Genomic DNA, 13,088 nt, shown 5'->3' with positions numbered 1-13,088 from the left:
GGTCGGCCTTGGCCAGCGCGGAGATGCGCAGGAAACGGGTTCCGGATACGTAGAGGGGCGGCCCGCGGGAACCCCGCCGGCCGCCCCTGTTGTCTACCGATAGGTTCGGATCAGACGTTCAGCAGCAGGTTCTCGCGTTCCCACGAGCTGATGACGCGGTTGTAGGCCTCGTACTCCGCCTCCTTCACGCAGGTGACGGCGTCGATGAAGCGTTCGCCGAGGATTTCCTTCAACGGCTTGCAGGCGTTGAACTTGGTCAGCGCCTCCGACTGGTGGCGCGGCAGGGTGAAGGCGAGGCGATAGGCGGACCCCTTGATCGGGTCGTTCGGCTCCAGCCCCTGGGTCATCCCGATATAGCCGCAGGCGAGCGACGCGGCGATGGCGAGATAGGGGTTGGCGTCGGCGCCGGCCACCCGGTTCTCCACCCGGCGGGCGTCGGGCTGCGACACCGGCACGCGCAGGCCGGTGGTGCGGTTGTCGCGGCCCCAATGCACGTTGATCGGCGCATCGGAGTTCGGGACCAGCCGGCGGTAGCTGTTGACGTTGGGCGCCAGCAGCGGCATCACATAGGGCAGGTATTTCTGCAGCCCGGCGACATGCGACATGAACAGGTCGCTGTCGGTGCCATCGGGGTTGGAGAACAGGTTGCGGCCGCTGTCGGCGTCCACCACCGATTGGTGGATGTGCATGGCGCTGCCGGGTTCGCCCTGCATCGGCTTGGCCATGAAGGTGGCATAGATCTGGTGGCGGATCGCCGCCTCGCGCGCCGTGCGCTTGAAAAGGAAAGCCTGGTCGGCCAGTTCCAGAGCGTCGCCGTGGTTGAAGTTGATCTCGATCTGGGCGGCGCCGGCCTCGTGGGTCAGCGTGTCGATGTCGATGTCCTGCTTTTCGCAGAAATCGTAGACCGCCTCGAAGATCGGATCGAATTCGTTGACGGCGTCGATGCCGAAGGCCTGCCGGCCGCTTTCCATCCGGCCGTTGCGACCCACCGGCGGCACCAGCGGATAATCGGGATCCTTGTTGACCTGAACCAGGAAGAACTCCAGTTCCGGCGCCACCATCGGCTTCCAGCCGCGTTCCTCGTACAGCGCCAGGACGCGCTTCAGAACATGGCGGGGCGAGACGTCGACCGGGCGGCCGTCGGCATAGACGCAATCGGTGATCACCTGCGCCGTCGGCTCGTTGTACCAGGGGACGAAGCGGATCGTGCGTTCGTCCGGGATCATGTAGATGTCGGAATTCTCGTCCGACGTGATGTCCTCGTCGTCGGGAAATTCACCGGTCACGGTCTGGACGAAGATCGCCTCTGGCAGGCGCAGGCCGCGGTCGCGCAGGATGCGGAGGAACTTCTCGGCGGGAACGATCTTTCCCCGCGCGATGCCCGACATGTCGGGCACCAGGCATTCGACTTCGGTAATGCGGTTCTTCTTGATGAAGTCTTCCATAAAACCCATGGGTATGGCGGACCGCTCCGGGCGATGGGCAGCCCCCTCCGTGCTGTGGACGACAGCGACACTATGACGCCGTTCCGGCGGGCCGCGCCAGAGGGTTCAGCATGACCGTTCGGTGAAACATCCGCCTTTCCGTTGACCTCCCCCATCGGCTGGGACTTAACTGCCGCCATGCCAAAAGCCTCATACCTGAACAGCTGGTACGCGGCCTCCGCCGCTCCCCGAGCCGACCGCCCGATCCTGGAAGGAGAGGTCGCCTGCGACGTCTGCATCGTCGGCGGCGGCTATACCGGCCTGACCGCGGCGCTGGAACTGGCTGAACGCGGCTTCGACGTGGTGCTGCTGGAGGCGGAGCGCTGCGGCTGGGGCGCTTCGGGCCGCAACGGCGGGCAGATCATCACCGGCTACAACAAGCCGATGGCGACCATCGAAAGCTGGGTCGGCAAGGAGGATGCCCGCCGCCTGTGGGAGTTCGGGGAGGAGGCGAAGGCCCAGCTGGCCCAGCGGGTGGAGCGCCACGCCATCGCTTGCGACCTGACCTGGGGCTTCGCCTATGCCGCGCTGAAGCCCCGCCACATGCAGGACGTGGCCGCGCTGGAGCGCGAGATGCGCGACGGCTACGGCTATGACCGGGTGCGGAGGCTGGACGGCGCCGGCATCCGCGAACATGTCGGCAGCGAAGCCTATATCGGCGGGTTGCTGGACGAGGGCAGCGGCCATCTGCACCCGCTGAACTACGCGCTCGGCCTCGCCCGTGCCGCCGATACCGCCGGGGTGCGCATCTTTGAGAACAGCCGCGCCATCGCCATGGACAGCGGGTCCAAGCCCTGGGTGAGTACCGGACGCGGGCGGGTGACGGCGAAGCACCTGATCCTGGCCGGCAATGCCTATCTCGGCGGACTGGTGCCGACGCTGGACCGCACCATCATGCCGGTCGCGACCTACATGATCGCCACCGAACCGCTGGGCGAGGAGCGAGCGCTCGCTCTATTGCCGACGAACATCGCGGTATCGGACATGAAGTTCTCGCTGAACTATTTCCGGCGGTCCGCCGACCACCGGCTGCTGTTCGGCGGCGGCGTCAGCTATTCCGGGGTGGACGCGCCGGGGCTGAAGCAGGCGATGCGGCTGAAGATGCTGGCGATCTATCCGGAGTTGAAGGACGCCCGCATCGATTACTTCTGGGGCGGGCGGGTCGCCATCACCATGAACCGCATGCCGCATCTGGGCCGGCTGTCGCCCACCACGCTCTACGCCCACGGCTATTCCGGGCATGGCGTGGCGCTGGCCGGCATGGCCGGGCGGGTGATGGCGGAGGCGGTCGGCGGCAACGCCGGGCGCTTCGACGTGTTCGCCCGCATTCCCCACACGCCCTTCCCCGGCGGTCGGCGGTTCCGCACCCCGGCGCTGGTCCTCGCAATGATGTGGTTCCGTCTGCGCGATCTGCTGTAGGCTGGGGAAGCAATCCGCAGTCTTCCCCCCTCCCCCGCCCCTTCATACTGCCGAGTACCGCCCCCGCCCATGACCGACACCTCCAGCAGCGACGAGACCACCCCCTCTCCGGAGACCGCCCCGGCCGCGGATGCCGCCCCGGACGCTGCGGTCGCCGAAAAGGCTGCGCAGGAGAATGTGCTGGTCCAGCCGATGCGGGACACGCATTTCGACTTCCAGCACAAGGTGTTCAGCCTGCCCGGCGCCTTCTTCTGCCAGGAGCCGAACAGCAAGGAACCGGTGCTGAACATCCTGCTTGGCGACCTGAAGGCGGCGCTGGCCTTCCCCACCCTGATGGAATCCTTCCAGATCGAGGAGGGCACGCACGACGCCCGCCTGCTGGAAATCATCGAACAGGGACTGGCCTTCGTGAAGCAGATCCGCCCCGGCGAGGAAATCCCGGGCGAGTTGCTGGACGGCCGCGCGTCCTGGTCGGTGGAGGACAAGCACCGCATCATCGCCAAGGGCCGACTGACCATGCAGATCGTCTCGTCCTTCACCGGCAACGAGATCATCGTTTCCGACCAGTCGGAACTGGAACAGTTGTTGGATGATCCGCAGACACACGAGAAAATGAAGGCGGCCTTCGCCAAGATCGCGGAGCGGCTGAAGCTGACCAACAATGCCGAACAATACCTGACCGACCGCATCGACGATTTGGCGCAGGAGTTGTCCTACATCGAGGCCCTGCGCGACCGCTTCAAGCACATCCGCCGCATCGACCAAGCGATGGCGAAGCTCGCCACCATCTACCGCACCGATCGCACCTTCTGCAGCGAGCTGAACCGGATGCAGGGGCTGATCCGCAAGCCCTTGCGCGAATACGATCTGATCTTCGACCAGGCCGACGCCCAGACCGGCGACATCGTCGGCGCGTTGCGCAACTTCCACCCTACCATCCAGTTCATCCGCAAGATTCGCGACGACCTGCGCGCCAAGCTGCTGGAATGGGAGGAACTGCTGCAGGGCTGGGACGAGGTCACGATGGAACGCTCGCCGAAAGTGGAGGCGCTGCAGAAGCAGACCTACCGGTTCCTGGCGAGCCGGTACATCGAGACGACGGTGTGGAAGCGGGGGGGATGAGGGTTTGGGGGAGTGCTGGCTACCGGATGCCCCCTCCCCATCCCTCCCCCGCCCTCGGCCGGCCGAAGGCCGGTCCGATCGCGGGAGAGGGGGCAGGAGGCTTGCAGAAGTGATGCAAAGGAGCGGCGGCAGTCCCCTCTCCCGCGTTGGCGGGGGAGGGTTAGGGAGGGGGCAACAGCACCTCGCATCCCTCAAGCCACCCCCCGCAATTCCTCCGCCCGGCTCAGATCCACACTCACCAGTTGCGACACCCCTCGCTCCACCATGGTCACGCCGAACAGACGGTCGACGCGCGCCATGGTCAGGCGGTGGTGGGTGATGATGAGGAAGCGGGTGTCGCCCTGCCGCGCGATGTCCTCCACCAGATCGCAGAAGCGCCCGACATTCGCCTCGTCCAGCGGGGCGTCGACCTCGTCCAGAACGCAGATCGGCGCCGGATTCGACCGGAAGACGGCGAACAGCAGCGACAGCGCGGTCAAGGCCTGCTCCCCGCCCGACAGCAGCGAGAGCACCTGCAGCTTCTTGCCCGGCGGGCTGGCGTAGATCTCCAGGCCGGCGTTCAGCGGGTCCTCGGCATTGACCAGTTCCAGATAAGCCTTGCCGCCGCCGAACAGGCGGGTGAACAGCTCCTGGAAGTCGCGGTTCACCACGTCGAAGCTGGCGACCAGCCGTTCACGGGCCTCGCGGTTCAGGCTGGAAATGCCCTGGCGCAGGCGGGCGATGGCGGCGGTCAGGTCCTCGCGCTCGCCATGCAGTCCGGCGATCTGGGTTTCCAGTTCCTCCGCTTCGATCTCCGCGCGCAGATTGACCGGCCCCATGTTCTCGCGTTCGCGCGTCAGCTTGTCGAGCCGGGCTTCCACCGCCGCCGCATCGGGCATCGGTTCGGCGGGGTCGAGGTCGGCGGCGGCGCGGGTGTCCTCCGGCCGGCAGTCCAACCGTTCGGCGATGCGCTCCGTCAGGGTGCGTTCCTGCTGGAGAGCGGCGGACACCGCGGCTTCGGCACGGGCGCGCGCCTCGCGGCCATCGGCCAGTGCCTCCTCGGCATCGTGCAGCGCCTGTTCGGTCTCCGCCAGCCGGGACTCGGCCTCGGCCAACCAATCGGCGGCGCGCTTGCGCTCGCGCTCCGCCATGGTGACGCGGTCGAGCAAATCCAGGCGTTCCGCTGCGATCGCCGCCGGTCGTTCGGACAACTGTGCGAGTTCGCCTTCGGCCTCCTCCGCGCGCTGGCGCAACTCCGCCACCCGTCCCCCGGCCCCGGCGGAGCGGGTGTCCCACGACGTGGTTTCGGCCTGAATGGCGTCCAAGCGCTGGCGTCGGGCCTGCGCCTCGCGCGTCAGGCGGTCGACCGCATTCTGCCGCTCGGCCAGCACGGCGCGGCGTTCGGCCAGTGCGGCGCGCTGGTCGTTCACCCGCTCACGCCCCTCGCGCGGATCCGGCAGCGACTCCAGCAATTCCAGCGCTTCGTCGCGGCGGGCGGCAGCCTCGCGCTCGTCGGCGGAGAGCCGCTCGACGGCCTCAACCAATGCCGCAAGGCGCGAGGATGCGGCATCGGCCTCGCGCGCCAGCTTGGCGTGGCGGTCGCGGGCGACATTCAGCGCGGCGAAGCCTTCGCGGACGGCATCGCGGGCAAGGCGGTCGGCCCGAGCCGCCTCTTCGACCGCCAGTTTCGCGGCGTCCAGAGTCTCGCGCGCCAGTTCGACCCGTTCCTCGGCAAGTTCCAGTTCGCCGCGCAGTTCGGCCAACCGGTTGCGCTGTTTCAGGCGAACGGCCGCGGCGGTCGGCGCGCCGGCCTGAACGGTCAGACCGTCCCAGCGCCACGCGCCGCCGTCACGGCTGACCAGCACCTGACCCGGCGCCAGCGTCGCGGCCAAGCCCCCGGCAACGGCGGCATCGTCGACCACTCCGACATGGGCAAGGGCGCGGGCGGCGGCCCGCGGCCCCTCCACACGGCTCGACAGCGGCTCCACCCCATCCGGCAGCGGCGCCACCGAATCATAGGCCGGCAGCGTGCGCCAATGCACCGGCGCTTCCTCGTCCAGCGGAGCGGTCAGCGCATCGCCGAGCGCGGCGGCCAGTGCCCCCTCATAGCCGGGCGACACCGCCACCGCATCGACCAGCGGCGGGAAGGGCCCGCCGGCTCCGGCCTCCAGCAATTCGGCCAGCGCGCGTTCCTCGGCACGCAGCTTGGCAAAAGCGGACTCGGCGGCGGACAGTGCCTCACGGGCGCGGGATTGGGCCGGTTCGGCCTCTGCCTTCGCCTGTTCAGCAGCCTCGGCGGCTTCGCGGGCCTGCTCCAGCCGCTGTTCGGCGAGTTCCACCGCCAGTTCGGCGTCCGACAGGTCGGCGCGGGCGGCGATCTCCACCTCCAAGGCGGCCCGCTGGGCCTGCTGCTCGGCCAGCCGCTTGGCGAGTCCGGCGGCGCGGGTTTCCAACTCGGCGGCCTGACGCTGCGTGGCGGCGCGGCGGGCCTCGTCGGTGGCGACCGATTCGGTCAGGCGGGACAGTTCGCGGTCGAGGGCATCGACCTGCTCGCGCGCCTCGGCCAGAGCTTCCGCCGCGGCTTCCTCCAACATCTCCTCGTCGGATTGTGCGGCGATCAGGCGGTCGCGTTCGGCCATCAGCCGGGCCAGCGCCTCCCCGGCATCCGCGGCCAGAGCCTCCTCACGGCCGAGATCGCCGGCGATCTGGCGCAACCGGGCCTCCAAGGCGCGCTGATGGTCGGCGACGCGCTTTTCCTCGGCGTCCAGCTGTTCGCGGGCGATCACCAGCCGTTGCAGGGCGGATGCCGCGCGCGCCTCGTCCTGTCGTTTCTCCGGCAGGCCGGCGGCGGCTTCCGTCCGGCGGGCGGTCAGCTGGTTGACGGAGAGCATGCGGTCGCGCACCGCGGCCTCGGCTGCGGCGAAGGCGGCATGGGCGCGGGCGCGCTCCTCCTGGGCGGCGATCCAGCGCAGGTGCCACAGCACGGCTTCCGCCTTGCGGATCTGGTCGGACAGGTTGCGGTAGCGGGATGCCTGCCGCGCCTGCTTCTTCAGGCTTTGCAGCTGGGTGTCCATCGCCCCGATCACGTCGTCGAGACGGGTCAGGTTGCCTTCCGCCGCCTTCAGCCGCAGTTCGGCCTCGTGCCGGCGGGAATGCAGGCCGGTGATGCCGGCGGCCTCCTCCAGCAGGGCGCGGCGGTCCTGCGGCTTGGCGGAGATGATCTGCGCGACCTTGCCCTGGCTGACCAGGGCCGGCGACGCGGCACCCGAGGCGTTGTCGGCGAACAGCAGCTGGACATCGCGCGCCCGCACCAGCTTGCCGTTGATGCGGTAGTCGGAACCGGAGCCGCGCTCGATCCGCCGGGTGATCTCCAGCTCGTCATGCTCGTTGAAGCCGGCGGGCGCGGTGCGCGACCGGTTGTCCACCGCCAGCGTCACCTCGCCCAGATTCCGGGCCGGCCGGCTGGAGGTGCCGCCGAAGATGACGTCGTCCATGTCGCCACCGCGCATGCGCTTGGCCGACGTCTCGCCCATCACCCAGCGCAGCGCCTCCACCAGATTGGACTTGCCGCAGCCGTTGGGGCCGACGATCCCGGTCATGCCGGGTTCGATGACCAGTTCCGTGGCATCGACGAAAGACTTGAAACCCGACAGGCGGAGACGCGTGAACTGCACTGGGGAAGAACCTTCGGTGTACTGGGCTTTGAGGGGGTGCGGGGTGTGGATGGCGGTTGCCCCCTCCCCGACCCTCCCCCGCTCTCAGCGGACCAAAGGTCCGCCTGTCGCGTCAGCACAAAGCAGAGCTTTGTGCGAGAGCTTCGCGGGAGAGGGTGCCTTATGCGAAGCGGCGGCAGTCCCCTCCACCGCCAAAGGCGGGGGAGGGTTAGGGAGGGGGCAATATGGCTTCGAACCCCGACAGCCTTACTTCAACAGCTTGTCGATTTCCTTCGAGAACTCCTCGAATGACTGGGCGCCTTCGATGCGGGCCTTGCCGTCGTTGAGGATGAAGGTGGGGGTTGCCTCGATCTTGAACTGGTTCTGGCCGGTCAGACGGGTGTTCAGGATGGCGTCGGCCAGTTCCTTGTTGGCGAGGCAGGCGTCGATGGTCTCCTGGGTCATGCCGGCCAGCTTGCCGTACTGCGCCAGCGCCTTGCCCGGGTCGGAGGAGCGGCTCCAGTTCGGCTGGCTCTTGAACAGGACGTCGGTCAGCGGGAAATACCGCTCGGGCGGGGCGCAGTGGGCCAGCATGGCGGCGCTGAGCGCGGCCTGATCGAAGGGGAAGTCGCGGAAGACCAGCTTGGCCTTGCCGGTGTCGATATAGGCTTCCTTGATCTTCGGCAGCACGTTGACGTGGAAATTGGCGCAGTGCGAGCAGGTCATCGACGAATAGTCCAGGATCGTCACCGGCGCCTTCGGGTCGCCCAACACGCGCTCGGCCATCATCTCCGAGACCGGCGGCAGGGTGGCCGCGGCCTGTGCGGCCGTGGACGCCGCGGTCATGGCGGTGCCGAACGCGGCGGTGAAGCCGATGGCCAGAAGACCGGCGATTCCCAAAATTTTGCGGTTCACTTTGCCCTCGTTCCTACCAGATGTTGACGTATAGACAATGACGTACCGATGCGTCCAGCAAGCCGGCTATCGCGCGGCGCGTTTCGGCCGGCCCATCAGCGAACGGCCGAAGCGTTCCAGGGTGGCGCGCAGTTCCTCGTCCTCGATCGCGGCGGTGGTGGTGGTGATGCCGATCTCCTCGTCCATCGTCAGGGCGCGGGGGCGCACCACCGGCGAGGGGGTGGACGGCAGCGCTGCGTGGATCAGCTTGATCTTCGCCACGGCGCGATAGCCGAAGAAGCTGTTGATGCGCTCGATGATCTGCGGTTCCAAATGCTGCAGCTCCAGCGCGATGGCGCCCATGGCGCGGATGTGAAGCGTCGCCTCCTCGCGCTTGCCGCGGGGGAAACTGAGCTTGTCGGGGGCGGTGCGCAGCGACAGCTGGTGACCGACGATGGACGGCCAGTCGGTGATCAGCGCGCCGAAGGCAAGTCCGCGCTTGCCCAGCACCTTGCCGGCGACCTCCGGAACGGATTGGCCGATGCGACGCGGTCCGCTCATGCTCTGCGATCACTCCTGTGCGGCTCCGGTCCGGGAACCGGTTCCGGGTCATGTGGGATGGCGGCACCCTAGCGCAAGCGTGGGCCGATGCCCAGCATCCGGCCGTGGATATGGCCAGCTCCCTTCCCCAGACGCTCCCGGCCCTCTATTTCTTCCCATCATGATTCCAAATTCGATCGAGGCCGCCCGGCGGCTGCTGTCCTGGTACGACCGCCACCGCCGCGACCTGCCATGGCGCGCCAAGCCGGGGGAGACCGCCGATCCCTACCGGGTCTGGCTGTCGGAAATCATGCTGCAGCAGACCACCGTGCCTGCCGCCGCCCCTTATTTCCGCAGCTTCACCGAACGCTGGCCGACCGTGCGCGATCTGGCCGACGCGCCGCTGGACGACGTGCTGGTGGCCTGGGCCGGGCTCGGCTACTACGCGCGCGCCCGCAACCTGCACAAATGCGCCCGCGTCGTGGCGGACGGGCATGGCGGGCGATTTCCGGGCAACGAGGCGGCTCTGCTGGAACTGCCGGGCATCGGCGCCTATACCGCCGCCGCCATCACCTCCATCGCCTTCGACCGCAAGGCCACCGTGGTGGATGGCAATGTCGAGCGGGTGATCGCCCGCATCTTCGCGGTGGAGGAGCCGCTGCCCAACGCCAAGCCGACCCTGCGGCGGCTGGCCGCCACCCTGACGCCGGATTTCCGCCCCGGCGACTATGCCCAGGCGATGATGGACCTGGGCGCCACCATCTGCACCCCGCGCAAGCCGAAATGCATGCTGTGCCCCTTGGCGGAGTATTGCGAGGCGCGCGCCGCCGGCATCGCCGAAAGCCTGCCGCGCAAGGCCGCCAAGGGCGAAAAGCCGACCCGGCGCGGCGTCGCCTATTGGCTGCTGAACCCCGACGGCGCCGTCCTGCTGCGCCGCCGGGCGGAGGAAGGGCTGCTGGGGGGCATGGCGGAGGTGCCGTCGACCGCCTGGGGGCCGGAACTGCCCGGAGAGGCCGCGGTCGCGGCGCAACAGCCCCTGCCCGCGCGCTGGCGCCGGCTGCCGGGACTGGTCCGCCATACATTCACCCATTTTCACCTTGAGCTTGAGGTGGTCGCAGCCCAGGCCGGTCCGGACTGGCAGCGGGCCGACGGGAATTGGGTGCCGGTGGACCGCCTGGGCGATCAGGCGTTGCCGTCGGTGATGGTGAAGGTGGTGCGTCACGCGCTTGCCAATGCGTGACGGGCCGGCCGCTCAGCCGATTGCGTGATGGAGTGCCGATGGGAATGCCGCGTGCCGTGATGACCCTTCTATTCGTTCTGCTGGCCCTGACCGGAGTTGCGCAGGCGGACGCGCCCACCAAGGAAGGACAGGCGGGCGTGGCGCTGGTGCTGGCGCTCGACGGGTCGGCCTCCATCACGACCGGCGATCTGGAATTCCAACTGCAGGGCCATGCCTCCGCCTTCCGCGACCCGGCGGTGGCGGATGCGCTGGCGTCGGCCAGGACGCGGGTGACGCTGGCCGCCTATTCGGGGCCGAACAGCCTGAAGGTGCTGATCCCCTGGACGGCCCTGACCACTCCGGAGGATGCCGGGCGCTTCGCGGACCGCATCGACGCCCTGCCCCGCGGCTTCCAGGGCGACTCGACGGCCATCGGCAGCGCCATCCTGGAGGCGGCGAAGCTGTTCGACCGCGGCGGCAAGGCGCCGCGGCAGGTGATCGATCTGGTCTCCAACGGCTTTTCCAACGGCGGGATCGAGCCGGCCGAGGCCCGCGACCGGGTGACCAAGCGCGGAATCATCGTCAACGGCCTCGCCATCCTCGACGAATTCTCCTGGCTGGAGGAGTATTTCGAGGAGAGCGTGATCGGCGGTCCGGGAAGCTTCGTGAAAAGCGCCATGGACAAGGACAGCTTCGTCGCCGCACTGCGGCAGAAGCTGATCCTTGAAATGGTCGCCCTGCCCGATCACATGCCACCACAAAGCGCCGCCAGCCAATAGGCGGCCGATAAGACTCTGAGGAGCGGGACAGTTGGAAAGCGTCGATTTCCTGGTGGTCGGGGCCGGCATCGCCGGTGCGTCGGCGGCCTATGAGCTGGCCGAGCATGGCCGGGTGCTGGTGCTGGAGCGCGAATCGCAGCCGGGCTATCACTCCACCGGCCGGTCCGCGGCGCTCTATACCCAGACCTACGGCCCGGCGCCGATCCGCGCCCTGACGGTGGCGAGCTGGGATTTCTACACCAGCCCGCCCTCGGGATTCGCCGAACACGAAATGCTGACGCCCCGCGGCGTGCTGATCATCGGCCGCGACCATGAGATCGACCGGTTGGATGCGGAATATGAACAGGGCCGCCGCCTGACGCCGTCGGTCGAGCGTTACGACCGTGACCGGGTTCTGGCCCGGGCACCCTTCCTGCGTCCGGATTATGTGGCCGGCGGCGTGTGGGAACCCGATGCCCGCGACATCGACGTCCATGCCCTGCATCACGGCTTCCTGCGCGGACTGAAGGCGCGCGGCGGCCGGGTGGTGACCGATGCCGAAGTGCGAGCGCTCGCTCGCCGCGACGGCCTGTGGGCGGTGGAGACGAGCGCCGGCAGCTTCGCGGCACCGGTGGTGGTGAACGCCGCCGGGGCCTGGGCCGACGAATTGGCGAGGCTGGCCGGAGTCGCCACGGTCGGGCTGGTGCCGAAGCGGCGCACGGCCATCACCTTCGATCCTGTTTTCGAGGACCCGGCCGACAAGGCGGGGCTGGACGGATGGCCGATGGTGTCGGACGTGGCCGAGTCCTTCTACGTCAAGCCCGATGCCGGCCGCCTGCTGGCCTCGCCCGCCGACCAGACGCCGGTGGAGCCCTGCGACGTGCAGCCCGAGGACATCGACGTGGCGGAGACGGTGGACCGGCTGGAACAAGCGTCGCGATTCTCCGTTCGGAGATTGGCCCACCGCTGGGCGGGGCTGCGCAGCTTCGTGGCGGACAAGGTGCCGGTCGTGGGGTTCGCGCCCGATGCGGAGGGGTTCTTCTGGCTGGCCGGCCAGGGCGGCTACGGCATCCAGACCGCGCCGGCCATGGGCCGGGTGGCGGCCGGGCTCGCCACCGGACGAGGCCTGCCGGAGGATGTCCGGGCGTTGGGTGTCGCCGAGTCCGACCTGTCGCCGGCCCGGCTGCGGTAAACGACTGCAGGATATGGGGAGGCGTGCGATGGCTGTGCGTCGGATGTTCGGGAGTCTGATGGTGGAAAGCGGGCCGGCCCGTCGGCTTCCGGCCGTGGCGGCGTTGTGCGTCGCCGGGGCCTTGGCCGGCTGCGCCAGCCCGGCGGCGGACGAGGCGCTGGTGGCGCAGACCGCCCTGATCGGCCTGCCGAAGGAAACCCTGCTGTCCTGCGCCGGCGTGCCGGAACGTCAGGCCGCGGTCGAAAATCGCGAGTTCTTCACCTACCGCAGTTCACGCCTGGTCTCCTACCCCAGCCCGCCGCCCATCGGCTATTACGGCGGCTGGGGATGGCCCCATTACGGCTATGGCTACGGCTGGCCGGCATATGGTTATGAAGTCAACAGCTTCGACTGTGAAGCAACCTTCAGTTTGAGAAACGGCGTGGTCGAGCGCGTGGTGTATGGTGGCGCATCAGGCGGGTCGGCACGACTTGGCCAATGCTATGCCATCGTCCAGAACTGCATGGCGCTGGTTCCGCAGCGAACGATCAAACCAACCCCTTGATTTTCTTGTCCATGCGACAACTCGTCACTGTTGCATAGCTGCTGCATAAGGAGAGGAAGGGTTGTAGCCCCCTAGTACCCGCACACGGTGTCTGGTAATAGCTCCATCGGCTGATGCCACAGAACAGCAACAACGCATTGCCTGGAGCAGACCCCATGACCATCCTGTCGCGCGCCGCCGCCGCCCTGCTGGCGACCTCGGCCCTTGTCGCCATCGCTTCCCCGTCGCTCGCTCAGGACTTCAAGGGCAAGTCGGCCGGCGACATCGTCGTCCGCGCGCGCGGC

At 68.3% G+C, this 13,088-nt stretch carries 10 protein-coding genes; 6 read left to right on the top strand and 4 right to left on the bottom strand.

Annotated features, from left to right (window positions below; translation table 11 throughout):
- Positions 1-110: 110 nt before the first annotated feature.
- Complete coding sequence (locus tag VD964_RS05120; protein WP_324866228.1) at positions 111-1,454, bottom strand: glutamine synthetase family protein; 1,344 nt, start codon at positions 1,452-1,454, stop codon at positions 111-113.
- Positions 1,455-1,622: 168 nt separating this feature from the next.
- On the opposite strand from VD964_RS05120, the gene VD964_RS05115 reads away from it, so the two are divergent.
- Positions 1,623-2,903 (top strand): FAD-binding oxidoreductase, encoded by a 1,281-nt coding sequence (locus VD964_RS05115; RefSeq protein ID WP_324866227.1) that lies wholly within the window; start codon positions 1,623-1,625, stop codon positions 2,901-2,903.
- 69 nt (positions 2,904-2,972) lie between these two features.
- Entirely contained in the window at positions 2,973-4,025 is a 1,053-nt protein-coding gene (locus VD964_RS05110) for a hypothetical protein (RefSeq protein WP_324866224.1), read from the top strand.
- A gap of 191 nt (positions 4,026-4,216) precedes the next feature.
- Here the strand turns inward: VD964_RS05110 and smc are convergent, their stop codons facing one another.
- The 3 genes from smc to VD964_RS05095 all read right to left on the bottom strand — a co-directional run bounded on the left by smc (position 4,217) and on the right by VD964_RS05095 (position 9,112).
- The gene (gene smc / locus VD964_RS05105; protein ID WP_324866222.1) at positions 4,217-7,678 is read right to left on the bottom strand and encodes a chromosome segregation protein SMC; all 3,462 of its coding nucleotides are present in this window, start codon (positions 7,676-7,678) and stop codon (positions 4,217-4,219) included.
- A gap of 246 nt (positions 7,679-7,924) precedes the next feature.
- On the bottom strand, positions 7,925-8,572 hold the full coding sequence (locus VD964_RS05100) for a DsbA family protein (protein WP_324866220.1): 648 nt from the start codon (positions 8,570-8,572) through the stop codon (positions 7,925-7,927).
- 66 nt (positions 8,573-8,638) lie between these two features.
- The gene (locus VD964_RS05095) at positions 8,639-9,112 is read right to left on the bottom strand and encodes a DUF721 domain-containing protein (protein WP_324866218.1); all 474 of its coding nucleotides are present in this window, start codon (positions 9,110-9,112) and stop codon (positions 8,639-8,641) included.
- 160 nt (positions 9,113-9,272) lie between these two features.
- Here VD964_RS05095 and mutY point away from each other — a divergent pair, with 160 nt between their 5' ends.
- From mutY to VD964_RS05075, 4 genes are read left to right on the top strand one after another with little or no spacing between them, the layout of a single operon-like run.
- Entirely contained in the window at positions 9,273-10,331 is a 1,059-nt protein-coding gene (gene mutY, locus VD964_RS05090) for an A/G-specific adenine glycosylase (protein WP_324866216.1), read from the top strand.
- A 59-nt stretch (positions 10,332-10,390) separates the two neighbouring features.
- Complete coding sequence (locus tag VD964_RS05085; protein ID WP_324866276.1) at positions 10,391-11,089, top strand: DUF1194 domain-containing protein; 699 nt, start codon at positions 10,391-10,393, stop codon at positions 11,087-11,089.
- A gap of 31 nt (positions 11,090-11,120) precedes the next feature.
- Positions 11,121-12,260, top strand: coding sequence for an FAD-dependent oxidoreductase (locus VD964_RS05080; protein ID WP_324866214.1), 1,140 nt, complete (start codon positions 11,121-11,123; stop codon positions 12,258-12,260).
- Between the two features lie 28 nt (positions 12,261-12,288).
- Positions 12,289-12,804 (top strand): hypothetical protein, encoded by a 516-nt coding sequence (locus VD964_RS05075; RefSeq protein WP_324866212.1) that lies wholly within the window; start codon positions 12,289-12,291, stop codon positions 12,802-12,804.
- Positions 12,805-13,088: the final 284 nt, after the last annotated feature.

This window comes from Azospirillum sp. (genome assembly GCF_035628975.1).
Classification (GTDB): domain Bacteria; phylum Pseudomonadota; class Alphaproteobacteria; order Azospirillales; family Azospirillaceae; genus Azospirillum.
The sequence above is the reverse complement of the archived record's forward strand: the minus strand, read 5'-3'. Positions and strand labels throughout refer to the sequence as shown.